22 protein-coding genes, 1 tRNA gene and 1 riboswitch (1 of these 24 only partly in view) are annotated in these 26,078 nt (G+C 47.3%); of the genes, 20 read left to right on the top strand and 3 right to left on the bottom strand.

Going from position 1 to position 26,078, the window contains the following annotated elements:
- Positions 1-1,292, bottom strand: the 5' portion of a protein-coding gene (gene ade, locus QRD89_RS04855) for an adenine deaminase (RefSeq protein WP_286096421.1). The gene continues 454 nt to the left of window position 1, outside the view; the window shows 1,292 of its 1,746 coding nt (coding positions 1-1,292); its start codon is at positions 1,290-1,292; its stop codon lies off the left edge, out of view.
- Positions 1,293-1,386: 94 nt separating this feature from the next.
- Positions 1,387-1,488, bottom strand: a riboswitch (purine riboswitch).
- Between the two features lie 133 nt (positions 1,489-1,621).
- Between ade and QRD89_RS04860 the strand changes: the two genes are divergently transcribed.
- The 10 genes from QRD89_RS04860 (at position 1,622) to QRD89_RS04905 (ending at position 9,994) form a co-directional block, all read left to right on the top strand.
- Positions 1,622-2,794, top strand: coding sequence for a TraB/GumN family protein (locus QRD89_RS04860; protein WP_286096422.1), 1,173 nt, complete (start codon positions 1,622-1,624; stop codon positions 2,792-2,794).
- 177 nt (positions 2,795-2,971) lie between these two features.
- Entirely contained in the window at positions 2,972-3,475 is a 504-nt protein-coding gene (locus tag QRD89_RS04865; protein WP_008634555.1) for a hypothetical protein, read from the top strand.
- Positions 3,476-3,645: 170 nt separating this feature from the next.
- Positions 3,646-4,098: a hypothetical protein gene (locus tag QRD89_RS04870; RefSeq protein WP_008634557.1), complete on the top strand. Its 453-nt coding sequence runs from the start codon at positions 3,646-3,648 to the stop codon at positions 4,096-4,098.
- A 185-nt stretch (positions 4,099-4,283) separates the two neighbouring features.
- Positions 4,284-4,357, top strand: a tRNA-Gly gene (locus QRD89_RS04875).
- Positions 4,358-4,488: 131 nt separating this feature from the next.
- The gene (locus QRD89_RS04880; protein WP_286096423.1) at positions 4,489-6,198 is read left to right on the top strand and encodes an ABC-ATPase domain-containing protein; all 1,710 of its coding nucleotides are present in this window, start codon (positions 4,489-4,491) and stop codon (positions 6,196-6,198) included.
- Positions 6,199-6,214: 16 nt separating this feature from the next.
- On the top strand, positions 6,215-7,348 hold the full coding sequence (gene queG / locus QRD89_RS04885) for a tRNA epoxyqueuosine(34) reductase QueG (RefSeq protein WP_286096424.1): 1,134 nt from the start codon (positions 6,215-6,217) through the stop codon (positions 7,346-7,348).
- 73 nt (positions 7,349-7,421) lie between these two features.
- On the top strand, positions 7,422-7,976 hold the full coding sequence (locus QRD89_RS04890) for a methylated-DNA--[protein]-cysteine S-methyltransferase (RefSeq protein ID WP_008634562.1): 555 nt from the start codon (positions 7,422-7,424) through the stop codon (positions 7,974-7,976).
- 75 nt (positions 7,977-8,051) lie between these two features.
- Positions 8,052-8,915 (top strand): amidase domain-containing protein, encoded by an 864-nt coding sequence (locus tag QRD89_RS04895; RefSeq protein ID WP_286096425.1) that lies wholly within the window; start codon positions 8,052-8,054, stop codon positions 8,913-8,915.
- 51 nt (positions 8,916-8,966) lie between these two features.
- Positions 8,967-9,443, top strand: coding sequence for a tRNA (uridine(34)/cytosine(34)/5-carboxymethylaminomethyluridine(34)-2'-O)-methyltransferase TrmL (gene trmL, locus QRD89_RS04900; RefSeq protein ID WP_008634566.1), 477 nt, complete (start codon positions 8,967-8,969; stop codon positions 9,441-9,443).
- 323 nt (positions 9,444-9,766) lie between these two features.
- Positions 9,767-9,994, top strand: a complete 228-nt coding sequence (locus tag QRD89_RS04905) for a hypothetical protein (protein WP_008634568.1) — start codon at positions 9,767-9,769, stop codon at positions 9,992-9,994.
- A gap of 41 nt (positions 9,995-10,035) precedes the next feature.
- Here QRD89_RS04905 and lipA read toward each other — a convergent pair whose 3' ends face one another.
- Together lipA and lipM are read right to left on the bottom strand one after the other, a co-directional pair.
- The gene (lipA, locus tag QRD89_RS04910) at positions 10,036-10,980 is read right to left on the bottom strand and encodes a lipoyl synthase (RefSeq protein WP_008634569.1); all 945 of its coding nucleotides are present in this window, start codon (positions 10,978-10,980) and stop codon (positions 10,036-10,038) included.
- A gap of 17 nt (positions 10,981-10,997) precedes the next feature.
- Positions 10,998-11,813 (bottom strand): octanoyltransferase LipM, encoded by an 816-nt coding sequence (lipM, locus tag QRD89_RS04915; protein ID WP_008634570.1) that lies wholly within the window; start codon positions 11,811-11,813, stop codon positions 10,998-11,000.
- 200 nt (positions 11,814-12,013) lie between these two features.
- Here lipM and QRD89_RS04920 point away from each other — a divergent pair, with 200 nt between their 5' ends.
- From QRD89_RS04920 to proC, 10 genes are all read left to right on the top strand, one after another.
- Positions 12,014-12,193, top strand: a complete 180-nt coding sequence (locus QRD89_RS04920; RefSeq protein WP_026578302.1) for a hypothetical protein — start codon at positions 12,014-12,016, stop codon at positions 12,191-12,193.
- Positions 12,194-12,405: 212 nt separating this feature from the next.
- Complete coding sequence (locus QRD89_RS04925; RefSeq protein WP_008634571.1) at positions 12,406-14,301, top strand: PrkA family serine protein kinase; 1,896 nt, start codon at positions 12,406-12,408, stop codon at positions 14,299-14,301.
- Positions 14,302-14,386: 85 nt separating this feature from the next.
- Entirely contained in the window at positions 14,387-15,919 is a 1,533-nt protein-coding gene (locus tag QRD89_RS04930; RefSeq protein WP_286096426.1) for a Ppx/GppA family phosphatase, read from the top strand.
- A gap of 31 nt (positions 15,920-15,950) precedes the next feature.
- The gene (locus QRD89_RS04935; RefSeq protein WP_286096427.1) at positions 15,951-18,050 is read left to right on the top strand and encodes an RNA degradosome polyphosphate kinase; all 2,100 of its coding nucleotides are present in this window, start codon (positions 15,951-15,953) and stop codon (positions 18,048-18,050) included.
- 254 nt (positions 18,051-18,304) lie between these two features.
- Positions 18,305-21,115, top strand: a complete 2,811-nt coding sequence (locus QRD89_RS04940) for a 2-oxoglutarate dehydrogenase E1 component (RefSeq protein ID WP_051348973.1) — start codon at positions 18,305-18,307, stop codon at positions 21,113-21,115.
- A complete protein-coding gene (gene odhB / locus QRD89_RS04945; RefSeq protein ID WP_008634575.1) occupies positions 21,112-22,398 on the top strand; it encodes a 2-oxoglutarate dehydrogenase complex dihydrolipoyllysine-residue succinyltransferase in 1,287 nt (428 codons plus the stop codon). The genes QRD89_RS04940 and odhB overlap by 4 nt, the downstream gene beginning before the upstream one ends.
- A 188-nt stretch (positions 22,399-22,586) precedes the next feature.
- A complete protein-coding gene (locus QRD89_RS04950; protein ID WP_008634576.1) occupies positions 22,587-22,874 on the top strand; it encodes a hypothetical protein in 288 nt (95 codons plus the stop codon).
- 33 nt (positions 22,875-22,907) lie between these two features.
- Entirely contained in the window at positions 22,908-23,651 is a 744-nt protein-coding gene (gene yidC, locus QRD89_RS04955; RefSeq protein ID WP_026578305.1) for a membrane protein insertase YidC, read from the top strand.
- 173 nt (positions 23,652-23,824) lie between these two features.
- The gene (gene yhbH / locus QRD89_RS04960) at positions 23,825-24,982 is read left to right on the top strand and encodes a sporulation protein YhbH (RefSeq protein ID WP_008634580.1); all 1,158 of its coding nucleotides are present in this window, start codon (positions 23,825-23,827) and stop codon (positions 24,980-24,982) included.
- Positions 24,983-25,263: 281 nt separating this feature from the next.
- Positions 25,264-26,076 carry a pyrroline-5-carboxylate reductase gene (proC, locus tag QRD89_RS04965; protein ID WP_008634582.1) on the top strand — a complete coding sequence of 271 codons (813 nt, stop codon included), beginning with the start codon at positions 25,264-25,266 and terminating at the stop codon, positions 26,074-26,076.
- Positions 26,077-26,078 lie beyond the last annotated feature (2 nt).

Raw genomic sequence — 26,078 nt, forward strand, 5'->3', positions numbered from 1 at the left:
AACTGATCTTCTTCCACAGAAGGAAGGAAAGAGCCGTTCTCTACCTGGACATGTTCCACGTTGTGGTCGGTTCTCAGGCTGTTAGGATTGATTTTTATGACGTTAGCTTTGGAGGATTCCATCGGGATTTTCAGTGAAACTTCCGACAGTTCCGGCAGGTGGACAGTGTTGGTAATCGCTGATGCAAGGTCCTTCCTGCCCGGAGCAGGTCCGATGTAGGAACCATTTTTGGCAACATGCTTTCCTTCCTTATAGACATCTGAGATTACAGGATCATTCAAGTCGTCAAACAAGATCAAATCGGCTTTATATCCGGGAGCGACAGCCCCTTTATCAGTCAGTCCGTAACATTCTGCAGCATTCAGGGATGCCATCTGGATGGCCGTCATCGGATCTGTCCCGTTTGCTATGGCCAGACGGACATGATGATCGATGCTGCCGTTTCGAAGCAGATCATCGATATGTTTATCATCGGTGCAGAAGAAGAAGCGCCGTGAATTGTGAGGCTTTACTGCTGGAAGCAGGGCAAGCAGGTCTTTGGCAACCGATCCTTCCCGCATCATGACATACATCCCTCTCCTGATACGTTCAAGGGCGTCTCCCGGCGTGTTGCACTCATGATCCGTCAGGACACCGGCAGCTCTGTAGATGTTAATGGCGTGCGGGTCCAGACCTGCCAGGTGACCGTCAATCTTTTTCCCTTCCAGGGTCGTGGACGTCAACTTGCCGATGAGATCGGGTGCGGCGCTCCGGAGGGAGGGGTAGTCCATCACTTCTGCCAGGCCAAGTACTTGGGGATGGTCATAGTAGGGACGAAGATCTTCATCCATGAGACGGGCACCTGCGTTTTCGAACGGCGTGGCGGGGACACAGGATGGCAGCATGAAATGCATATCCATACAGGTATCCTTCGCCTGATCGAGCATGAACTGGATGCCGCGGTTTCCACAGACGTTGGCTACTTCATGTGGGTCTGTAACGATCGTCGTCACGCCGTGGGGAAGAACGACTCTCGCGAATTCTTCGGGAGGAACCATAGAGGATTCGATGTGGACATGTCCGTCGATGAAGGCAGGAGCAATGTACTTCCCATGGGCATCGATTACTTCGTTTCCATCGTATTCGCCGATTCCTGCAATCGTGCCTTCTGTGATGGCTATATCTGCTTCCAGGACTTCCATATTGAAAACATCGATGATGCGCCCGTTCTTAATGACGACATCAGCGGGAACATCCTTATTTGCTGTCCGGATGCGTTTCGTTAGTATATCTTTGGGTGTATTGGCTGTCATAATGGAATCTCCTCCTTTTGATGAAAAAACCCCCTAGCATTTTTTCTAAAACTAGAGGGTACAAAAGAAGGACAGGCTGTGTGTCGTACATGCACATGCAGCCTATCCCTCTCGTAGTCAAACCATTTACGGTAGTTCGGTAGAAACGTTTGGACCCTATTTCCAAATATATACGAGCTGTATGGATTTATTATAGAGATTTTATCTTTCTCCTTTCCGTTTGTCAACGCCCGGGATAAATCAGGGGAAAGGATTCTCTTTTAAGGGAATCTAGTTTAATATGGTAGAAGAGAGGTAAATTTCTGACTTAAGACAAAGGAAGGTTTTTGATGTCTATAATGGAAGAGAATATAACAAGAATACATATTGGTGAGAAGGAATTCATTCTTATCGGTACTGCCCACGTGTCGAAGCAGAGCGCAGAACAGGTGAAGGAAGTCATCGAAGCGGAACGGCCGGACTCTGTTTGTGTCGAGCTCGATGAGCAGCGTTTTGAATCGATCCGTGACGGGGACCGATGGAAGAATACAGATATATTTGAAGTGATCAAAAGTAAAAAAGCGTCGTTGCTGCTCGTCAACCTGGCGATCTCTTCGTTTCAGAAGAAGATGGCGAAGCAATTCGGGATCCAGGCGGGTCAGGAAATGATCCAGGGAATCGAATCAGCTGAGAAAACGGGAGCGGAACTGGTTCTTGCCGACCGTAACATCCAAATTACTTTTGCAAGGATTTGGGGAAATATCGGTTTCAAGGGAAAGGCGAAGCTGCTTCTCTCAATCATTTACGGGATCTTCAGTAAAGAGGAGATATCAGAGGAAGAGTTGGAGAAGCTGAAAACACAGGATATGCTGGATGGTATGCTCCAGGATATGACGGATAGTTTCCCTACGTTGAAGAAGCCGTTGATCGATGAGCGTGATCAGTACTTGTCGCATTCCATCAAGCATGCTCCGGGGAATAAAGTGGTCGCTGTTTTGGGAGCTGCCCACGTTCCGGGGATCAAAGAAGAGATCCATAAAGAGCATGACTTGAAGAAATTGACGGAGCGGCCGAAGAAATCAAAAGCGCCGAAGATCATCGGTTGGACGATTCCTTTATTGATATTGTCGGTCATTGTCTATACGTTCTTCTCCAACCCTGCCGCAGGGACGCAGCAGACCATCAGCTGGATCCTTTGGAACGGATCTTTTTCGGCCTTAGGAACCGCTGTCGCCTTAGCTCATCCGCTGGCAGTTGTGACGGCCTTTATCATGGCGCCGATCACTTCGTTGAATCCGCTGATTGCAGCAGGCTGGTTCGCGGGTATTGTCCAGGCGTACTTCCGACGTCCGAATGTAGGAGACTTCGATACGCTGTCGGATGATGTGACGAGTGTGAAAGGCTTTTGGAATAACAAAGTGACACGGATCCTTCTCGTAGTCGTTCTTGCCAACCTCGGAAGTTCATTAGGTACGTTTATCGGTGGCGCAGACGTCATTCGCTTGTTTATCCGAAATTTATAAGTGGAGAATGGGTAATCTTTGGACATTGCTTCCCTGTGGAGGGAGGCGATGTTCTTTTTTATATTCTTTTGTTTTTTTCTGACATCCGTTTACAGTAATTTTTTGTAATGTTACAATCATGTTACAAAGTGTCGAAAAATTCCTTTTGTTCAGAGGGATAAGGAAGGAACGGGGTAAATGAGCAGGTTTGTGAAAGTCACGTCCATACTGGGAATTGCAGCAATCAGCTTTGGAGTGTGGCAGTTAAGTCAGCAGGATAGTCAAGCGAATATAGAAGCAAGTCCAAAGGAAACCATCAGCGAGCATTCACAAACTTATCAGAGGATACACATTGACAAAGAAGAAGCGGAAGAACAGAAGGTATCCGTACGAGCGCCTGTGGATGCACGGACAGTCAGATCCTTCAAGGAAGCGGTGGAGAAGCAAAAGGAAGTAAAGGTATTAGTGGAAGGCGTCGGTGAACCAGAAGGAAAGGAAGAGCCGAAGTGGTCTGATATTGAGAAAGATAGTAAGGAAAAAATGCAGTTGTTGGATAAATTAACGGGCTTATCGGACAATGATATTGTGGAAGAATTCGCAAAAAAGGCCAATCATAAGCTGGAACGTGCATTGGATAGCAAACAGGCAGCCGAATACATAGAAACGGTAGAGCTCTTCCATTACATCTCCGAGCAGTTATGAGAAATGACGTCAACGGGAAAAGAAGGGAACGATGTCGAAACTATCGAACTTTCGAAACCCCTTGAAGTATCGTGATTGGTAAATATTGTTTATATTTGCCAGCATTCGTTTTAGCAGCTCTTGAAACGGGGACTTGAACAGAGAAAGCAAATAAAGGAGGTTTTCTATTCATGTCCCAAACACTGAAGGAAAGACTAAGTACGGAAGAACTGGGTCACCTGCAAAGAGCCGCTGTACTGGAATTTACGGAAGACCTGTTTGAGTCTGATAACTATTGCTCGCTCGAAGCTGCCGATTCAGACCTGGATCAATTATTTATTGTCAATCGGAACGATCGTACGTTGACAGTGCTCAGTATGTCCAAGGACATGTCGCTGAAGAAGGAAACACTCTTTACAGATCGGATCATTTCCATGAAAGAATACTTCGAGGATTACAGCATGAATGAGAATACAGCTCCCCGGAAGATCGAAGTCGTTTTTGATGGGGGACGGACCCTGTTGATCGAACCGGATCTCTCCGGTGAGAAGGCCGAGATGTACAAAAAGCCTGAAATCGCCCGGCAGGTCCAAGAGGAGTTTGAGAATCTGATTGCAGCATTAAAGAATACCGTAATTCTGTAAAAAGAAAAGAGACGGCCCGCATCCACGGATGCGGGTCGTCTTTTGTTTGGACATTGTGTATTGAAACACGCTTAACACGATCCTGTCATGAAAAAACAATATTCGACAAGAAATTGCAAATTAATTGTTGCATGGTTAAAAAACGATTGTTATAATAGCAAATGTACTTCCGATGAGGGAGACATGCGGGTGTAGTTTAGTGGTAAAACCTCAGCCTTCCAAGCTGATGATGAGGGTTCGATTCCCTTCACCCGCTCCAAAAGCTATTATTTTTTATACTTATGTGAACCAACGCAGTGTTTCGTTAAATGGATAACGAAGCATTGCGTTTTTTCTTGAGGAAAAATGGATACATCCTATAGTAGAACTACAAATCAGGAGGAATCCACTATGAACCGGTTACAGCAGCAACTGAAACAGATAGATGGTAAAAGTTATAAAGCATACAAGCAGCTTCAGGGGAATTATCGTTTCCCGAATTACGATTTATTCTTGGATTATGTCCAGGGGGATCCGTTTGCATCCCCGTCCAAAATCAGAATCCGAATCCCGGATAAACAGCGGGAAATGAAAGCGAGTTGGAAAGACGGGAGCAGACGGAAGTATTACACGGAAGACAGATTGACAAGAGCCGTGGCAAAAAGGATAAGTAAAACCCAGACGAGTGTGAAAGGGAGCGGCAAAAGCGGAATCGTTTCTGTCGATCGTCCCGGTCAGGAAATATTGGAGCGGACGGCTGTTCAGTTGGAGAACGATTCTGTGGTCGTTTGTCTTACGGTAGGTCTGCCTGCGAATGGGAGACGGATCAATGGGAAACAGGCAGAGAAACTGTTCTTCTCTATATTACCGGAAATCATGAAACAGTCGATTTTTAAAATCAAGGATGAAGAATTGGAAGCAGCCTGCCAGCTTGCCGATCAGCATGAAGCGATTCTCCGTGAAATGAAGAAGAACGATTGGATTTCGTTTATAGCAGACGGTTCAGTCCTTCCAAGGGAGAGCGGCATCAGTCAGCGCCCTATGAAGGACGCGGTACCGTTCCGGAGCCCGGAGGAGAAGCGGGTGTCCTTCTCCATTCCACACAGAGAGGAACCGTTGACGGGGATGGCTCTGAACAAAGGAATTGTATTGATTGTCGGTGGAGGTTATCATGGTAAAAGTACCCTCTTGAATGCAATGGAGCGGGGTGTGTATCCTCATATTCAAGGGGATGGAAGGGAGTATGTGCTGACGGACCCCGGTGCAGTCAAAGTTCGTGCGGAGGATGGCCGTCAGGTGACGAATGTCGATATTTCCCCATTCATCAAAAATCTTCCTCATGGTGCAGATACGACGACTTTCTCCACAGAAAACGCCAGCGGCAGCACGTCACAGGCCGCGAATGTAATAGAAGCTCTGGAAGCAGGTGCTACGACGCTTCTCGTCGATGAAGACACGAGTGCTACGAACTTCATGATCCGTGATGAACGGATGCAGCAGCTTGTTGTACAGGAGAAGGAACCAATCACTCCTTTCCTTGATAAAGTCAAGCAGCTCAGAGATGGCTTGGGAATCTCTACGCTCCTCGTGATGGGCGGATCCGGAGACTATTTCCAGGTGGCCGACGACGTCATTATGATGGATCAATACATTCCTTATGATGTCACGAAGAAGGCAAAGCAAATTGCTGAAGCGTATCCGACCGGACGTACGACCCAGGAGCAAGCGGCTTTTGGAACCCTGCCGAAGCGGGCGTTCCTTCCGAGTACTATCCAGGCACAAAAAGGCAGGAAGGAAAAGATGCAGGCGAAAGGGTTGAAAAGAATTCTCATGGGGCATACCGATATAGAGTTGGACGGGATCGAGCAGTTGATCGATTCGTCCCAGACGAGAATGATTGCCGATATTCTGCTTCATTTGGAGAAGAGAGGCATCTGGAAAGAAGAACGGAGTGTATCGGAAATACTCTCCATGATTGAGAAACAAATGAACGAAGAGGGGCTGGCATCTTTTGCACCTTTCAAAAACCAGCATCCCGGGGAGCTTGCCAGACCACGAATGATGGAAATAGCAGCGGTACTCAACCGCATACGGACAGCTAAAGTTAAAGACTTACGATAGAAAGGAGAGGACCAGGGTGGATTATCAACAGCTGAAAGACGAAGTCATCGCATACAGCAAAGAAATAGGCATTGATAAAATCGGCTTCGCTGCAGCAGACGTGTTCGGCGAACTGAAGGCACGCCTGATCCGTCAGGAAGAGCTCGGCTATCAGTCCGGATTTGAGAAAGGAAGCGCAGAAGAGCGGACGGAACCGAGTCGCCTTCTCCCGGGGGCACAATCGATCCTGTCGATCGCCCTGGCCTATCCTTCCAAAATGAAAGACGCTCCGAAAAGCAGAAAGGGAGAGCGAAGAGGCCTTTTCTGCCGCGCCTCCTGGGGACAGGATTACCATGATGTACTGCGCGACCGCCTGCAGAAGTTGGGGGAATTCCTTAAACAGAAAGTGCCCGACGCCGAACTGAAGATGATGGTGGATACGGGGGAACTTTCCGACAGGGCTGTGGCAGAGCGGGCCGGTATAGGCTTCAGCGGGAAGAACTGCGCCGTCATCACTCCGGAGTTCGGCTCATATGTATATTTAGGAGAAATAGTTACTAATATCCCTTTTGCCCCGGATGAACCGGTGGACGACAGCTGCGGGGACTGTTCCATCTGCGTGGATGCATGTCCGACCGATGCTCTCGTGCAGGGCGGGCAGTTGAATGCCCAGCGGTGTATCGCTTTCCTTACGCAGACGAAGGATTTTCTTCCGGATGAATTCCGAACAGTGATCGGCAATCGCCTCTATGGATGCGATACCTGTCAGACGGTCTGTCCGAAGAACAGAAAGAAAGATTTTCATAACCATGAAGAATTCGAGCCGGACCCTGAAGTTGTGAAACCAAAATTGGTTCCGCTCTTATCCATTTCCAATCGAGAATTCAAGGATACCTATGGTTCTATATCAGGATCCTGGAGAGGTAAAAAACCTATTCAGCGTAATGCTATCCTCGCGCTCGCCCATTACCGGGATGAGACGGCCGTTCCGGAGTTGATCCGATTGATGAAGGAAGATCCACGTCCGGTGATCCGGGGGACATCTGCCTGGGCACTCGGCAAGATTGGAACAGAGGACGGCAGGGAAGAGATCCTTAAGGCAATGGAGAAAGAAGAGAACGATCAGGTACGGGTGGAAATGGAGAAAGGGCTCCAATTTGAGAAACTATAAGCGCCTGTACCTTTTCATCTATCTACAGCTCTTGTATAATAGAAAATAATGTTAATTGAAGAAGGGGTTGACCATGAACCATCAGTCTTTCTTATATCATGACACATTCGAGACTCCTTTAGGTGCTGTTACAGTACTTGCGAATGATGAAGGGGTCTGCCGCATTGATTATGGCAAATACGAAGATCGGACCGCATTCTATCAAACTTGGAAAAGGAAGCACTTTCTCAAAGGGGAGTTGGTCTACGACCCTGAGCAAACATATGTGGCACAGACGAGGGAGGAACTCCAGGAATATTTTGCAGGCAGGCGTTCGGAATTCCAGGTACCTCTCCAATGTTACGGTACGGACTTTCAACGGCAGGTCTGGCGGACGCTGCACCACCAGATCCCTTATGGAGAAACACGTTCCTACAAGGACATCGCCTCCTATATCCACGCCCCGAAAGCGATCCGGGCTGTCGGAGGTGCTGTTAACCAAAATCCATTTTCTATCGTGGTCCCGTGTCACCGGGTCATTGGAAGTAACGGGAAACTCGTAGGGTATGCGGGTGGAATAGATAAGAAAGAGAAGTTATTAGAGCTCGAACGAGAGCACCATTCCGTAACGGAACATAGAAGCGGCTGATCCTGTTTGGATGAGCCGTTTTTTTCATGTATTCCTATCCTTTTTCATAGATATGAAGGTGGGGAGGGGAGACGGATGAGTGCTGTTCATTTATTACAGCGGTACTGGGAGAGAATCATGGATCGCCTGTTTGACCAGAACGAAGAAGAGTGGCTGAGAAAGAAAGTCGACGCATTAGAAGCGGGTGGGAAGTCGCTGCGACGGGTTACATTTGAACTGAAACCGTACCACCGGACCGCCTACGACAAGGAGGTCTGTCTTGATTATTTGCTGCACGTCTCCATGTTGGTGAAGGACGGACCGCGAACTTACTTGGAAGAAGGAATATACGAGGGAAGAAGCAGATTCTCTAAAGGGGAGTGGCTGGATCATCGAATCCGAACGGAGCGCCCGGGTACGGATTCCTTAACATCCGCTTTGGAATTCAGTCATTCAAGGGAGAGGGAGGAGAGCCGTTTTACGTACGACAGAAGAGCAGCCGTGCGCTACGCGGACAGGTGGTGGGACAGCTATAACCCGGCTTACCGGCACTTTGATGTCGATTGCACCAATTATGTATCTCAGTGTCTGCGGGCCGGTGGTGCCCCTATGCATGGCTCGCCTGCAAGAAGTAAGGGATGGTGGTATGGAAGTGGGACATGGAGCTACAGCTGGACGGTCGCTCATGCGCTGCGCTGGTATATGAGTGGTGCGCGGAAAGGATTGACGGCTACGGAAGTATCATCAGCCGATCAGCTGTCGCCGGGGGATATCATCTGCTATGATTTCCAGGGGAACGGGCGCTTTGATCATAATACGATCGTAACAAGGAAGGATGCGAGCGGTATGCCGCTCGTCAATGCCCATACATCCAACAGCCGACATCGCTACTGGGCCTATGAAGATTCTACCGCCTATACCCCGTCAATCCAGTACAAATTTTTCCGAATTGACGGATGAACGGTATGTTATAATGGTCTGGTTGATTATGACTAGACTGAGGTGAAAGACATGCCGAACCATATTGTTTTATTTGAACCGGAGATTCCGGCTAATACCGGTAATATTGCAAGGACCTGCTTAGCGACAAATACAGAACTTCATTTGATCCGTCCGCTTGGTTTCTCAACAGATGATAAGATGCTTCGCCGGGCCGGTTTGGACTACTGGCATAAGGTGAACGTCCACTATCATGATTCCATTAAAGAATTGTACGAGGCTTATCCGGAAGCGGAATTTTATTACATTGAAAATTTCGGAACGAAGTCGTATGCCGATTTCGATTTCAGCAGTCCGGAGAAAGATTGGATGTTCGTATTCGGGAAAGAAACGACAGGCATACCGAAAGACCTCCTTGAGGGATTGGAAGATCGCTGCCTGCGCATCCCTATGACAGGGGAAGTTCGTTCTTTGAATTTATCGAACACCGCCTCCATCATTTTATACGATGCGTTGAAGCAGCAAGGCTATCCAAACTTGATCAAATGACAAAAAAGAGTGCGTCCGCAAAGGGAGGCACTCTTTTCCTTATTTCTTAGGTGATCCAGCCTTCGTGTTGTAGCCGGCAGTGAAAATGGCCGTAAGAAATGCAACGCTTACAAGAATGATCAAAGTTAGATTCATCGTCCATCCTCCTTTATTAGCCAGACAAGTCGTTCTGGTCTTTATTATACCTCACTTCCAAATTGAAGGAAATGGCTTGTCCTGCTAATTTTATCCTTTCTCGGATGACAGATGCCTATACGCCTCACCGGGCGTTTACATAGAGTGAAGAGTAGGTGAATAACCAAGGTTGGATTGGAGGAGTAGGAATGAATCAATATTCGTATTACTACCCGAATCACATGCAGGATGGCTTCCGCGATGAAGATGAACGGTTCTTCTTTTTAGGGCCGTTCGCCGGCGGACTGCTCGGCGGTTTTCTCGGAGGTGCACTTGCTCCAGGTTTCTACGGAGGTTTTGGTGGAGGGTATCCGCCACCGCCGCCTCCGTACTATGGCGGATACTACGGACGTCCCCCATACGGCGGTTTCTGGTAAATGGAAAAGGCCCCTCGAATGGAGGGGCCTTTTCGTTTAAGTTAGAAGTTTGTTGTATCCAATTCTTTTCCTTGAGACTCATAGCCTTTCATGTATTTGATTCGGCGCTGAGCGGATGTGGAATTGACTTGTTCATCTGCGTGGTAAGAAGAACGGACCATCGGACCGGCTTCACAGTGTCGGAAGCCTTTATCCAGAGCGATTTGTTTCAGCTCTTCGAACTCATCCGGATGGTAATAGCGTTCCACATTCAAGTGTTTTTTCGTCGGCTGCAAATATTGGCCGATTGTCATGATATCGACATTGTTTTCCAGCAGGTCGTCCATCGCTTGAATAATTTCTTCTTTCGTTTCCCCGAGGCCGACCATGATGCTTGATTTTGTCGGTGTGTTAGGGCGGATTTCCTTAACGCGGCGCAGCAATTCCAGAGAACGGTCGTACATCGCACGAGCGCGGACTTTCTTAGTAAGTCGACGTACGGTTTCGATGTTGTGATTGAAGATGTCCGGCTCTCCAGCCATAAGTGTGTGAAGGCTCTCGTAATCACCTTTCATGTCAGAAGGAAGGATTTCCACCGTGCATCCAGGGACACGTCGGCGAATCGCTTTTACCGTTTCCGCGAAAACGGCTGCACCACCGTCATTCAGATCGTCACGGGCGACAGCTGTGACCACTACGTGTTTCAGTCCCATGATTTCGACAGATTCAGCCACGCGTTCCGGCTCTCCCCAGTCCAATTCGTTCGGAAGTCCGGTTTTTACCGCGCAGAAGCGGCACCCGCGTGTGCACGTATCCCCAAGGATCATAAAGGTTGCCGTTTTGCGTTCGCTCCAGCATTCGTGAATATTCGGGCAGCGTGCTTCCTCACAAACCGTGTTCAGTTTCTTCTCCCTCATCAGCTTTTTCAGCCCGGTGTAGGATTTGTTCGTGTTGATTTTGATTTTAAGCCAATCCGGCTTTCTTATGTACTCTTGGTCTTTAGCCATGTTGTCCACTCCTTTAATTATCGGGAAAAGTTCCACTCATCCGATTGATATCGTTCTGCGGCGATTTTCTCTACTGTTTTCCATTGATCATCAGAGAGTTCGAAAGGTTCAAGCGTTATGTCCATCCCTTTTTCAAATCCACTCTTAAACGCATGTTTTGTCTCGTTGAAATCAACGGGCTTATCGAGCAGTTGGTTGATGGCAACCGCTTTGTCTCCGAATGCTTTTCGCGCGCGTTCTTTCACCCGTTCATTTTTATATAGGAACATATCGAAAAGCTTGACATCATCTACATCAATCGGGATCGATCCGTGCTGCAGGATGATTCCCTTTTTGCGTGTCTGGGCACTGCCAGCGGCCTTCTTTCCTTCTACAATCAGTTCATACCAGGACGGCTCTTCAAAACATACGGCAGAGCCTGTCACGCCAAGTTTACCTTCCGGTACAGCAAAATCAGCTTGGATTCCCAGGTTGCGAAACCCTTCTAGGAGTCCTTTGGAAATTACCAAATAGGCTTCTTTCACGGAAGCCGGCATCGCTTCATGTTGTTCTGAGACGATAACACTGTATGTCAGTTCTTTGTCGTGCAGAACAGCCCGGCCGCCGGTTTGGCGACGGACAAGCTCGTAGCCGTGTTTTTTCACGCCATCCATGTCTATCTTCCCGTTCACTTTCTGAAAGTACCCTACGGATAAGCCGGCTGGTGCCCAGCCGTAGAATCGGAGGACAGGCGGAATTTCTCCGGCTCTGTGCCAATTCATCAAAGCTTCATCCAGTGCCATGTTCATGGCAGGAGTACAGTGACCGGAATCGACAAAGTACCATGTTTCCATATGCAATCCTTCTTTCTGTCAGTTAAGCACTTTATCACATTAAAATAACCACAATCATTCTAACAAGGGCAATGGAATGTGTCAAAATTTGCAAAGGATGTAAATGTCCTTGTTTTATAGGTTGAATTACCCAGTTACAATGGTTGGTGGCATACATAAGTACAGAATTGTTTTATAATTGAAACAGGAGGGGATGCCTTGTGAATCAGTCTTTGATATCCAGTGTGCTTTTTTTGATCAGCGCTTTCATTTGGGCATTGCTAGCAATCATTTATGAAGAATTCCGACTCCTCAATTTTTTTCTTTTTATTACTTTTCTGGTAATCGGACTGGCGAAGAGGCGCCGGTATCAGGAACGAAGGGATTATGAAGAAGACTGAAATTTCCAGTCTTCTTTTTTTATGGTCAAGATTTGAAGCGGGGCGGCATAGGCATGAAGAAGGTGGACAGCTCAGGTGCTTAAGGGGATGGACCTTCTAACGGTCTCTGGTGTCCGCCTGCATCCTTAATTACGAGTCAGTCACACATGTTTTCGATAATCCAAGCATAGGATGTATTAAAATTCGTCTCTTACGACGGGGGAGGTCGCGAAGTGGACATTTTAAAGAAAATACAAGACCACCGGGAACACGAAGAGGAACTCAAATGGGAAGGTACATTCGCAGAATATTTGGATCTATTGAAAGAACGTCCGTATTTAGCTCAATCCGCACATTCCCGCGTTTACAATATGATCAAGAATGCGGGGGTTGCAGAAGAACATGACCATAAGCGGTATAAATTCTTCGATGAGGATATTTATGGTCTTGATGAAGCGATGGAGAAACTGGTAGAGGAGTACTTCCACCCTGCGGCAAGGCGGTTGGATGTCAGGAAGCGGATCCTTTTATTAATGGGACCGGTCAGTGGCGGTAAATCGACGCTTGTCAACTTGTTGAAGCGGGGAATGGAAGAATACACCCACACAGCGGAAGGCGCGGTCTTTGCCATTAAAGGATGCCCGATGCATGAAGATCCCCTGCATTTAATACCTAACCATTTGAGGAAAGAATTCCAGGAGGAGTATGGAATTCGTATAGAGGGCAGTTTGTCACCTTTGAATACCATGCGGGTCGAGACAGAATATGACGGCCGGATTGAGGACGTTCAAGTAGAGCGTATCTTTTTCTCCGAAGATAAGCGTACAGGCATTGGAACATTCAGTCCATCTGATCCGAAATCTCAGGATATCGCCGATTTGACAGGATCGATCGACTTTTCTACTATCGCCCAGTTTGGTTCGGAATCGGACCCTCGTGCGTACCGGTTTGACGGGGAATTGAATAAAGCGAACCGCGGCATCATGGAATTCCAGGAGATGCTGAAGTGTGATGAGAAATTCCTGTGGCACCTGCTCAGTTTGACGCAGGAAGGGAATTTCAAAGCCGGTAGATTCGCGCTAATATCTGCAGATGAATTGATCATCGCCCATACGAACGAAGCGGAGTATCGGTCTTTCATTGCTAATAAGAAGAACGAAGCTCTCCACTCCCGTATGATCGTGATGCCGGTCCCTTATAACTTGAAAGTGAGTCAGGAAGAGAAAATCTATGAGAAGATGATCCGGGAAAGCGATATAAGAGACGTGCACATCGCACCACATACGCTGCGGGTTGCGGCGATGTTCACGATATTGACAAGGCTTAAGGAGTCGAAGAAAGCTTCCATTGATGTATTGAAGAAGATGCGTCTGTACGATGGAGAAATCCTGGAGGGCTTCAGTGATGTGGATGTCGAGGAGTTGAAGAAGGAGCATGCAGATGAGGGAATGAGCGGAATTGATCCTCGTTATGTCATTAACCGGATTTCATCCACCATCATCAAGAAGGAGTTGACTTCCATCAATGCGCTGGACGTTCTCCGGTCGTTGAAGGACGGCCTTGGAAGCCATGCCTCCATTTCCAGTGATGATAAGGAGCGTTACTTGGATTTCATATCCCTTGCACGGAAGGAATACGATGAGATCGCTAAGAAAGAAGTTCAGAAAGCGTTCGTCTATTCTTATGAAGAGTCAGCTGTCACTTTGATGGATAACTACCTGGATAATGTCGAAGCTTATTGCAACAAAGCGAAACTTCGTGACCCTCTGACAGGAGAGGAGTTGAATCCGGATGAACGTTTGATGCGTTCCATTGAAGAGCAGATCGGTGTTTCTGAAAACGCGAAGAAAGCGTTCCGGGAAGAAATCTTGATTCGTATCTCCGCCTATGCCCGTAAAGGGAAGAAGTTCGATTACCAATCTCATGAACGGCTTAGAGAAGCCATTCAGAAGAAGCTGTTTGCCGACTTGAAAGACGTAGTGAAAATTACGACGTCTACGAAAACACCGGATGAACAGCAGCTTAAGAAGATCAATGAAGTGGTGGCGACTCTCGTGGATGAGCATGGATACAACTCCAGCTCCGCTAATGAATTGCTTAAATATGTAGGAAGTCTTTTAAACCGATAAACTTGTCGTACCCCCGCCTTCGAGAGCGAAGGCGGGGGTTTTTCTATGGTATAATGTCGGAAAATGAAGGGAGTGGGGAGAGACGATGCCGAAGAAATATTATGCCATCATCGATGTCGGTTCCAATACCATGCGTTTGGTCATTTACAGGAGAGACAATGGCGGGCGTTTCCGTGAAATTGAAAACGTAAAGGCGGTGGCCCGCCTTAGAAGTCACCTGCAGGATGACGGTACTCTGTCCAACGCAGGTATGGATACCCTTTTAAGAACGTTGAAAGGATTCAGCGAGGTTGTTCTCTCCTATCGTCTGGAAGAGCTCATTTGTGTCGCTACGGCTACCATCCGTCAGGCTGGGAACCAGGAGGATATCATACGTGCTGTATCCGATGAGACAGGGTTTGATATGAGGATTCTTACAGAGCAGGAGGAAGCCTATTATGGTTACCTTGCTGTCGTTAATTCCACACCTGTCGAGGAAGGGATCACGATTGACATCGGAGGAGGCAGTACGGAAGTTACATATTTCAAAGACCGTCAGCTGATCGACTCTCACAGCTTCCCCTTCGGTGCCTTGACCTTAAAGCAGGATTTCTTTGCAGACGATCTTCCATCAGAAGAAGAGCTGGGAGAGCTCCGCAGGTATCTGCTTGAGCAGTTCGGCACGCTCCCATGGTTGAAGGACCGCCGTGTTCCTGTTATCGGAATCGGCGGAGGAGCCAGGAACCTTGTCCAAATCGATCAGAATATGAAGGAATACCCGCTTGCGGGACTGCATCAATACAGAATGAAGGAAAATGACCTTGCTTTCATTAAGAATTATCTGCACACCCTGTCTATGGAAAAACTGCAGAAAGTAGAAGGGTTATCGAAAGATCGTGCCGATATCATCTTACCGGCTACCGAGGTTTTTCACTGTCTATACGACCGGACAGCGGCGACCAGCTTTATCCTCAGCCGTAAAGGGTTGAGGGACGGAATCTTTTATGAACAGTTGACGAAAGATATGGGGACAGATGTGTTTCCGAATGTACTGGAAGAAAGCATCCAGGAACTCGTCAGTGACTATGACTTGAACCTTAAGCAGATTCATCATGTCCAGCACTTGGCTGGCGATCTCTTCCGTGCCCTTCAGGAGAAGGGAATCGGGTCTTTGAATAAGGAAGACTGGCTCGAAGTGAAACGTGCCGGCCACGTGTTTAATTTAGGAGAATATATTGACGGGGAATCGAGTTCTCAACACACTTTTTATCTGCTTGCGAATCGTACGATCGACGGACTGATGCATACGGACAGGCTGCGTCTCGCTCTGCTCGCTTCTTTTAAAAATAAAACGGTGTTTAAACAGTTCCTGTCTCCTTTCAAGGAATGGTTTTTAAAAGAAGAACGGAAAAAACTCCGTCTGATGGGGGCACTTCTGAAATTATGCTACAGTCTCGACAGTACGAGGAGGCAGGCTGTGGAGAAGTTGGAAGTTGAGGTGACTTCGGAGGAAGTCCTGCTCATCTGCCATTGTAAAGGAGCGTGGATGGCGGAGGAATACCAGGCGGAAAAGCATAAAAAGCATTTGGAAAAGTCGATCAAGAGGTCTATTACGATGCAGTTTGTGGAAAAGAGATAACGAAGCGAATACGAGATAAAGGGTGATCACCATGTCCATGGAAGATGAGAAGGCGGTGCTGGGGCGGCCGGATTATTATAACAACCGTGAGCTCAGCTGGCTCGCGTTTAATGAGAGGGTGCTCGCTGAGGCGCTCGATTTGGATAATCCCTTGATGGAACGGTTGAAATTTCTTGCCATCGGTTCCTCCAACCTGGACGAATTCTTCATGGTCCGCGTAGCGGGTCTGAAAGATCAGGTGAAGGCTGGGTTTAACAAACCGGAGAATAAAGCAGGTCTGACTCCAAAGCAGCAGTTAAAGAGGATTGCGGATACCAACCACCGGATTGTTGACAGGCAATACGACTCTTTCCGCTCTATGAAGGCGGAGCTGAAAGAGGAAGGGATCGACTTAATGAACATGGCGGACCTCTCCAATGCAGAAAAAGCGTTACTGGAAAAATATTTCGATGAAGAGATCTTTCCTGTTCTTACTCCAATGGCTGTAGATGCGTACCGGCCATTTCCCATGCTCTTGAATAAATCGATCAATCTGGCAATTGTCATACGAGATGTTCTGGATCCGGAACAATCTAAGAAAACAGCTATTGTCCAGGTGCCTTCGGTGCTCGACCGTTTCATTCAACTGGATCATCAGACAGACTATCCGTTTATTCTCCTCGAAGAAGTCATCGGTCACTTCATCGGAAAGCTCTTCAAAGGGTATGAAGTAGAATCGATAACGGAATTCAGAATAACGAGAAATGCTGATATGACCATTCACGAAGAAGGTGCTCGTGATCTACTGAAAGAAATTGAGAAAGAATTAAAAAAGAGGAAATGGGGAGCTGCCGTCCGTCTGGAAGTCCGGGAAGGCAAATATGATGAGAACGTTATCCATTTTCTCCGTAAGGTATTGGAAGTAGAAAAAGCCGATATTTATGTGAATGACGGACCTTTGGATCTTACTTTTTTGTTCGCGTTTCATGGTGCATTGGAGAAAGAAAAGGAGCATTTATACTATGAAACATTGATTCCCCAGCCCCCGAAGGATCTGGAAGGAAGAGAAGATATCTTTCAAGCGATCGAAGAGAAGGATATCTTCCTCCATCATCCGTACGAATCATTCGCGCCGGTCGTCGACTTCGTTTCCGACGCAGCGGATGACCCATACGTCCTTGCGATCAAGCAGACGCTCTACCGGGTGAGCGGCGACTCTCCCATTATCGATGCTTTGAAACGAGCAGCAGAAAACGGCAAGCAAGTGACGGTGTTAGTGGAGCTGAAGGCCCGGTTTGACGAAGAAAACAACGTTCAATGGGCAAAAGAATTGGAAAAGGCAGGCTGTCATGTCATTTACGGGATGACATACCTCAAGACCCACAGCAAAATTACTCTCATCGTCCGGAAGAAAGAAAAAAAGATTGAGCGGTACGTGCATTTAGGCACAGGGAACTATAATGACCAGACGGCATCGTTATACACCGATATGGGCATCTTCACCGCTGACGATCCATTCGGAACGGATGCGACCGATTTCTTCAATTATTTGAGCGGCTACACAGAAAAACCGCAATTTCATTATCTTTCCATGGCTCCGTTCGATATCCGTAATGATTTTATCCGCTGCATAGAACAGGAAATCCGTTTTCATGAAGAATATGGGAACGGCCGGATCATTGCAAAGATGAATTCACTGACGGATAAGTATTTGATTATGAAGCTCTATGAAGCTTCCCGAGCGGGCGTTCACATCGATCTGATCGTCCGCGGCATCTGCTGTCTGCGTCCGGGTATCCAAGGGGTGAGTCAGAACATCCGTGTCATCAGTATTGTCGGACGGCTTCTTGAGCACAGCCGGATCTATTATTTCCACCACCACGGACAGGATAAACTCTTTCTGTCTTCTGCAGATATGATGACAAGGAACATGGTCAAACGGGTGGAACTCCTGTTTCCTGTGGTTGAACCTGCGATTAAGCTCAGGCTGAATAAGATTCTGTCTATCATGCTTAGCGATAATGTGAAGGCGAGGGAGCAGAGGAACGACGGCAGTTATGTGTATGTGAAGCGGGACCACGGGCAGGAGCAGATTGACAGCCAGCGGCTTCTGTATGACATGGCTTACCGCGTGCTGGAAGATGAAGAATGAGCGTCCAACAGATTATTTGGAAAAAAGTGAAAAAGGCGTACCCATGCGGTCGCCTTTCTTGTTATAATGGTCTTGTTGATATTTTGAAAAAAAACAGTGAAATTTGTTGAATAAGTAAGCGTTTCAATTCTATAATAGTACTTGGACTTGGAAACGTTTTCGAGGAAACGATAGCCAACAATTACTTGGGGGTATTTTACGTGTCTAAACAAGGCTCCAATCAAAGCTTTTGGGAAATTTTCCATGGCCCCAACATGGGGTATATTGAAGAACAATTCGAACAATATGAGAACGATCCTAGTGCTGTCGATCCTTCCTTGCGGGAGATTTTCGAAGAGCACGGGGCACCGGACTGGATGGAAAGCGCACCGGCGTCTGCAGTAGAGACGAACGGAAAGGCGGCGCCTTCAGGGCTGGACGTTGCAAAGATCTCCTCAGCGTTGAAACTTGTTGAGGCTATTCGTCGTCATGGTCATCTTCACGCTAACATATATGCCGTGGGAAGCGATGAACGACCATCAACAAATTTACTTGAACTAGAAACATATGGCCTGAAAGAGCAGGATCTCAAGGAGATGCCTGCAGAATGGGTATGGCCTGATTCGCCTATCAAGCTGGATAACGCCCTTCAGGTCGTCCGTACCTTGAAAGAAAGGTATGCAGGTACTATTTCGTTTGAATTCGGCCATGTGAACAATGAAGATGAAAGAAAATGGCTACTTGATAAAGTGGATACCGGTTCCTATCAGGCATCTTTGAGTAAGGAAGAGAAGAAACAGCTGCTTCACCGGCTTGCAGAGGTGGAGGGTTTTGAAAACTTCCTTGCGAAAACCTTTGTGGCGCAGAAGCGATTCTCCATTGAAGGTTTGGACGTTATGGTTCCGATGCTTGACCATATTATCCAGTCTGCCTCCCTTGATCGTATTAAAAATATCATGATGGGTATGGCCCACCGTGGACGTTTGAACGTCCTTGCGCACATTCTCGGTAAGCCGTACGACAAGATCTTTTCCGAGTTTCATCACTCTCCGGATAAAGAATTGATGCCTTCGGAAGGTTCCATGGGAATCAACTACGGCTGGACAGGAGATGTGAAGTACCACTTTGGTGCGAGAAGAGAAATCGAGAACGGGGAACAATCGGCGACACGTGTAACGTTGAGCCACAACCCTTCCCACTTGGAATATGTTAATCCGGTGGTAGAAGGATTCACAAGAGCAGCTCAGGATGATCGCTCGGAACCTGGCTATCCGGAGATGGACCAGGATGAAGCTGTCGGTCTGCTTATTCATGGAGACGCTGCCTTCATTGGAGAAGGTGTTGTCGCTGAAACATTGAACATGAGTGACCTTCCGGGTTATCGTACCGGAGGAACCGTTCACATTATAGCAAACAACTTGATCGGGTTTACGACGAACAGAAAAGACGGTCGCTCTACAAGGTATGCCAGTGACTTGGCGAAAGGTTTTGAGATACCTGTCGTCCATGTCAATGCGGATGATCCGATCGCCTGCTTGTCTGCGATGACGTTCGCCTATGAATACCGCAAGAAGTTTCATAAAGACTTCCTGATTGACCTGGTCGGCTATCGTCGCTTTGGACATAACGAAATGGACGAGCCGAGATCAACACAGCCGAAGCTCTATAAAGAGATTGACGATCATGCAACGGTCGCGGAAATCTTTGAAAAGCAGCTTCAGGGTGAGGCAATCGTGGAAGAAGGAACGCTTGCCGGGATGAAGGAAGAATTTGAACAGAAACTCCGTGATATTTACAACAATATGGGAGAACACGAAACAACTTCGCCGGATGTGAAAGATCGTCCAAGCGGGGTGGAGCGTGATCTTGATGAGATCCAAACGGCTATCGGCCGCGATCGCCTTACAAGCCTTAATGAGGGATTGTTGAAACGCCCGGAAGGCTTCAACGGGTTCAAAAAACTTGAAAAGATTTTGCAGCGCCGTGCCAAAATGCTGGATGATGGTCAGAAAGTGGACTGGGCTACAGCGGAAGCGCTTGCTTTTGCTTCGATTCTCGAAGACGGCACGCCGATCCGTATTACCGGACAGGATACCGAGCGGGGGACATTTGCCCACCGTCACCTCGTCCTGCACGACGTGGAAACAGGAGAGACCTATTGCCCGCTGCACGGACTGGAACAGGCAAAAGCCTCCTTTGATATTCATAACAGTCCGCTGTCGGAAGCCGGAGTGATCGGTTTTGAGTACGGCTACAGTGTACAGGCTCCGGAAGCGCTCGTCCTTTGGGAGGCGCAGTTCGGTGATTTCGCCAACGCCGGACAGGTCATCTTTGACCAGTTCATTTCCGCCGGCCGTGCCAAATGGGGCGAGAAGTCCAGTATGGTCTTTCTTCTGCCGCACGGATATGAAGGACAGGGGCCGGAACACTCAAGCGCACGTTTAGAGCGTTTCTTGCAGCTGGCTGCTGAGAACAACTGGACGGTCGCTAATGTTACCTCATCCGCTCAGTATTTCCACTTGCTGCGCAGGCAGGCGGCGATCAGCAATGAAGAAGAAGCGCGTCCGCTTGTCTTGATGACACCGAAGAGTCTGCTCCGTAACCAGCGTGTAGCCGTAGGGAGTCAGCAGTTCGTTGACGGTCATTTCCAATCAATTATGAAACAGCCGCTGCTTTCAGAGAACAAGGATAAGAAGAAAGTGAAAACGCTTCTCCTTGGAAGCGGAAAGATCATGGTTGATATTGAGGATAAAGTGGAGAACAGTGACGAGAGTTTTGAAACGATCGATGCTGTAAGAATTGAACAGATTTATCCATTCCCTGAAAAACACCTGGCAGAGATGCTGGAAACGTATCCGAATTTAGAAGAACTCGTATGGGTCCAAGAAGAACCGCAGAACATGGGTAGCTGGTATTTCGTAGAAGGAATCCTTTATAAGCTGTTGAAAGAGGGACAGATCCACCGTTATGTTGGACGACCTCATCGCGCATCTCCTTCTGTCGGAGAACCGAACATCCATAAAACAGAGCAAAATCGCATTATTCACGAAGCGCTACAGATTTCTAAAGGAGGAAATACGAAATGAAGGAAATAAAAGTTCCTGAATTAGCTGAATCCATAACAGAAGGTACGATCGCAGAGTGGTTAGTGAAAAAAGGGGATCAGGTGGAAAAAGGCGACCCGATTCTTGAATTGGAAACGGATAAAGTAAACGTAGAAGTAAATGCGGACGCAAGCGGCATCATTGCCGAGCTGCTTGCCGGGGAAGGGGATGACGTCGAAGTCGGAGACGTCATCGCCAAAGTGGATGAGAACGGTGAAGCAGGTGGCGGCAGTTCGGAAGTAGAAGGTTCCGCCAAGGAAGAACCGGCACCATCTAACGAAAAACAGGAAAAAGAAGAGCCTGCACAGAAAACGGAAGAGAAGCAGCCGGAAGAAAGCAATGGGTCCAAAGACGTCATTGCGACACCTGCTGCCCGCAAACGCGCCCGTGAGCTCGGAATCGACCTTAGCGAAGTTTCCGCACGCGATCCACTTGGCCGCATCCGTCCGGAAGATGTCGACGCAGCAGCAAAAGGCAGCGGAAACAAGCAGGAACAGCCGAAAGCTTCCTCCTCTTCCAAAGAGAAAGAGAAACAGAACAGCTCAGATTCCAGTGATTTCGATAAGCCGGTGGAACGAATCAAGATGTCCCGACGCCGTCAGACAATTGCCAAGCGTCTCGTCGAAGCACAGCAGACATCCGCTATGCTTACAACGTTCAACGAGGTCGACATGACGAATGTCATGAAGCTTCGTAGTGAACGGAAGGAATCCTTCCAGAAGAAACATGATATTAAGCTTGGGTTCATGTCCTTCTTCACCAAAGCGGCTGTCGGTGCTTTGAAAGAGTTCCCGCTTATCAATGCAGAGATTCAAGGCAATGAAATCATTAAGAAGAAATTCTATGATATTGGAATGGCCGTATCTACAGAAGAAGGTTTGGTCGTACCGGTCGTCCGTGACGCCGATCGTCTTGATTTTGCAGGTATTGAGAAAGGTATTGCTGATTTGGCGACAAAAGCACGAAACAAAGAACTTGGTTTGGAAGACTTGCAGGGCGGGTCGTTCACGATCACTAATGGAGGTATCTTCGGTTCCATGCTTTCTACACCGATACTGAATGCTCCACAGGTCGGGATCCTCGGTCTTCATAACATTGAGAAGCGTGCAAAAGTTATGCCTGATGATTCGATTCAGGTGCGTCCAATGATGTATATTGCCCTTTCCTATGATCATAGAATCGTAGATGGTAAAGATGCTGTTCAATTCCTGAAGCGTATCAAAGAAATGATTGAAGATCCGTTTGATCTTCTATTGGAAGGCTGAGTTATTCACGGAAATAAAGGCTGTGCATCTTCCCTGGGACAGGGGGGAGGCACAGCCTTTTTCTTTACCAGAAGAGAAGGCGGTTTAGTCTTTCCCGTCATCTGTGTTAATATAGAAGGAGAAAATGATGAAACGTTTCTTCTGCTTGATTCGTATCATTATTACTACCGCATAGAAAAGAGATGCTTATGTTCCCAATAATGGAATGGCTGGACGGATCTTATGATTTGCTGTTCCTGTCTATATACGTAACCGCCCTTACCGGTATGGCGCTTCAATCGCTGTGGTCCCACTTCATTAATGACTCTTCATCGTGGATAGAGGATCGATCCATTGAATTAATGACAGCTGATACGGGGCAGATCGGTGAAAGTACGGGGGCAGTGTTCGTACAACCGTTAATCCATTGGCTCCGCCGTACGGTTTGGAGGCAGGAGGCTTCGGACGAAAGCGACTATTCCCTCATTATTCGTTAACAGATATACACGAATAATGAGGAGGAATTATAATTGAAACGTTTATTATCCATTTTCGGTTTATTGACATTGCTGCTTGCCGGGTGTTCGCCATCTGATCAACAAGGGGGAGGCTTCTTCCACACCTATTTCGTAGAGCCGTTCATTCAGGCGATTCAGTTCCTTGCAGGATTGTTTCATGATAACTATGGACTGGCTATCATTATCATTACGCTCGGTGTCCGCTTCATTCTGATGCCGATCATGCTGAGAACTTACAAGAACAGTCAGCAGATGCGTGTGAAGATGAATACCGTCAAACCGGAGATGACCCTTGTTCAGGATAAGATGAAGAAGGCGAAGACACCAGAAGAAAAGCAAAAGGCTCAGGCGGAAATGATGGAACTGTATCGTAAACACGACATCAATCCGATGAACATGGGCTGTCTGCCGATTCTCATTCAAATGCCTATATTTATGGGTGTGTACTATGCTATTCGAAGCTCTGAAGAGATTGCAACCCATTCATTCCTCTGGTTCGATCTCGGTCAATCAGATATTGCGATGGCGTTAATAGCTGGATTGTTGTATTTCATTCAATACCGCGTTACCTTGATTGGAATACCGGAACAGCAGCAAAAGCAGATGAAAGTGATTGGTCTTCTGTCTCCGATCATGATTCTGATCATTTCCTTTAATGCCCCATCCGCGCTGCCTCTTTATTGGGCAGTCGGAGGACTGTTCCTGATCATTCAGACATTAATTTCTAAAAAACTATATCCTGTTCAACAAAGCTGATGAAAAGCACAGTCCTATTAATAGGACTGTGCTTTTCTGTTTGTTCGAGGATAGCGTTTAGGTGGGATAGGGCAGGTTTTTATATGAAATTATCCATTCCTCTCTTAATAAGTTTCATCCATTGACGTGGACCTGCATACGATAAAGTAATACTCGATTAGGAGGGAAAAAATATGGATGAAGAGAAAAGTTTCGTAATCGCCGAAGACGACTGGTCCCTCCATCGGAAAGGCTACGACGATCAACGGCGACATCAGGAAAAAGTAAAAGACGCCATGAACAAGCAGCTTCCTGATCTTATTACAGAAGAGAATATTGTGATGTCGAATGGAAAACGAGTCGTAAAGATTCCTATACGTTCCCTTGATGAATATAAGATTCGATACAACTACGAGAAGAATAAGCATGCAGGACAAGGAGACGGGGACAGCCAGGTCGGAGATGTAGTGGCCCAGGCTCCTCAGTCAAAAGGAAAGCCTGGAGACGGTGATGGAGCAGGTGATCAGGCAGGAGAAGACTACTATGAAGCGGAAATTTCCCTTGCAGAGTTGGAGGAAGCCTTGTTCAAGGAGCTGACGCTTCCCAACCTTGATGAAAAAGAAAAAGACAATATTATTCAGACCGATATTGAGTTCAGCGATATTCGGAAGACCGGATTGACAGGAAACATTGACAAGAAGCGTACAATGTTGGAGGCGTATAAGCGGAATGCATTGAGCGGGGATGCGGCTTTTGCACCGATTTATCCGGAAGATATCCGTTTTAAAACGTGGAATGAAAAAACAAAGCCGGAATCAAAAGCTGTCGTTCTTGCCATGATGGATACGAGCGGCTCGATGGGACAGTGGGAAAAATATATGGCGCGCAGTTTCTTCTTCTGGATGAATCGTTTTCTAGGGAAGAATTATGAGACAGTCGAAGTAGAGTTTGTTGCGCACCATACACAGGCGAAAGTAGTCAGTGAGGAAGATTTCTTCTCGAAAGGCGAAAGTGGTGGAACGATTTGTTCTTCGGCCTACCGCAAAGCGTTGGAATTGATAGAGACGAAATATTCACCGGATCGCTATAATATCTATCCGTTCCACTTCTCGGACGGCGATAATTTAACATCAGACAACAAACGCTGCCTCGGGTTAATTGATCAGCTGATTGAAGTTTCCCAGATGTTCGGTTATGGAGAAGTAAATCAGTATAACCGCTCTTCGAGTCTCATGCAGGCGTACAAAACGATTGATCATCCGAAGTTCAGGCACTATATTCTTCGGAGGAAAGCGGATGTGTTCCATGCCATGAAGCACTTTTTTAATGAGCAGGGAGAAGTTGTTAAATGAATCTTTTCAACCGGATGGCCCCAAGGCCATCCGGTTTCGTTTGTCTACACGAAAAAAGCTGAGCTTAGGGCAGCTCAGCTTTTTTCGTAGCAGCTATGATATTTTGGGCGTTTCACTATGATATGAAGAATACAGTTTCTATTATAGGTAATCCAGAACAGTTTGTAAACCTCTCTTCTAGAAAATATGTAATTTTTACTAGAAACTTACAACAACCCGAAAGGAATTGTACAGTCGACCTTCTTCCTATACAATAAGGAAAGATGAAGGGGGAATGTACGGTGAATAAGCGGATTGGGTTCATTGGTTGCGGACAAATGGGGCGTGCGATGATTCAGGGCATGATTGATGCGGGTCTCGTCCAGGCGGAGGAGATAGCCGCAACGGCCCTGTCGGATGAAACGATTGACTTCGTAACCGATGAGTACGGGATTCAGATCAATCATGACAATAAACAACTGGCCAGAGAATGTGACCTGCTGTTTCTTGCTATCAAGCCATATGTGTATGAAGATGTGATAAAAGAAATAAAAGACGATGTACCGGCGGATACAGTGGTCGTTACCATTGCCGCCGGTATCACTCTGCAGGCGATGAGGGATGCGTTCGGCCGTGATGTCAAAGTGATACGCTCGATGCCTAATACGCCTTCCTTGGTAGGTGCCGGGATGAGTGCCTTATGTCCGAATGAACTCGTTTCAAAAGAAGAGTTGGCGGACGTAATGGAAGTGTTTGAGAGCTTTGGAGAAGCCGAAATCGTTCCCGAGAAGCTGATGGACGCTGTCCCGTCCGTAAGCGGGTCGGCACCGGCCTTTATTTATATGCTTATAGAAGCCATGGCTGATGCAGCTGTCGCTCAAGGATTTCCAAGGGATAAAGCGTATAAGATGGTTACCCAGACGGTGGAAGGCTCCGCCCGGATGGTACGGGAAACTGGTAAACATCCTGGTGAACTGAAGGATGCTGTCTGTACCCCCGGGGGGACGACCATAGCCGGAGTAACGAAATTAGAAGAAGCAGGTCTTCGAAATGCGATCATCCAAGGGATGTACGCATGTACAGAGAAGTCTAAAGAATTATCTAAAGGAAAGTAAAG

The organism is Halobacillus sp. ACCC02827, assembly GCF_030291935.1.
Lineage (GTDB): Bacteria > Bacillota > Bacilli > Bacillales > Halobacillaceae > Halobacillus.

Coding starts and splice junctions, on each gene's coding strand:
- QRD89_RS04860 (WP_286096422.1), top strand. CDS start 1,622: ATGTCTATAATGGAAGAGAATATAACAAGAATACATATTGGTGAGAAG.
- QRD89_RS04865 (WP_008634555.1), top strand. CDS start 2,972: ATGAGCAGGTTTGTGAAAGTCACGTCCATACTGGGAATTGCAGCAATC.
- QRD89_RS04870 (WP_008634557.1), top strand. CDS start 3,646: ATGTCCCAAACACTGAAGGAAAGACTAAGTACGGAAGAACTGGGTCAC.
- QRD89_RS04880 (WP_286096423.1), top strand. CDS start 4,489: ATGAACCGGTTACAGCAGCAACTGAAACAGATAGATGGTAAAAGTTAT.
- QRD89_RS04890 (WP_008634562.1), top strand. CDS start 7,422: ATGAACCATCAGTCTTTCTTATATCATGACACATTCGAGACTCCTTTA.
- QRD89_RS04895 (WP_286096425.1), top strand. CDS start 8,052: ATGAGTGCTGTTCATTTATTACAGCGGTACTGGGAGAGAATCATGGAT.
- trmL (WP_008634566.1), top strand. CDS start 8,967: ATGCCGAACCATATTGTTTTATTTGAACCGGAGATTCCGGCTAATACC.
- QRD89_RS04905 (WP_008634568.1), top strand. CDS start 9,767: ATGAATCAATATTCGTATTACTACCCGAATCACATGCAGGATGGCTTC.
- lipA (WP_008634569.1), bottom strand. CDS start 10,980: ATGGCTAAAGACCAAGAGTACATAAGAAAGCCGGATTGGCTTAAAATC.
- lipM (WP_008634570.1), bottom strand. CDS start 11,813: ATGGAAACATGGTACTTTGTCGATTCCGGTCACTGTACTCCTGCCATG.
- QRD89_RS04930 (WP_286096426.1), top strand. CDS start 14,387: ATGCCGAAGAAATATTATGCCATCATCGATGTCGGTTCCAATACCATG.
- QRD89_RS04935 (WP_286096427.1), top strand. CDS start 15,951: ATGTCCATGGAAGATGAGAAGGCGGTGCTGGGGCGGCCGGATTATTAT.
- QRD89_RS04940 (WP_051348973.1), top strand. CDS start 18,305: ATGGGGTATATTGAAGAACAATTCGAACAATATGAGAACGATCCTAGT.
- odhB (WP_008634575.1), top strand. CDS start 21,112: ATGAAGGAAATAAAAGTTCCTGAATTAGCTGAATCCATAACAGAAGGT.
- QRD89_RS04950 (WP_008634576.1), top strand. CDS start 22,587: ATGTTCCCAATAATGGAATGGCTGGACGGATCTTATGATTTGCTGTTC.
- yhbH (WP_008634580.1), top strand. CDS start 23,825: ATGGATGAAGAGAAAAGTTTCGTAATCGCCGAAGACGACTGGTCCCTC.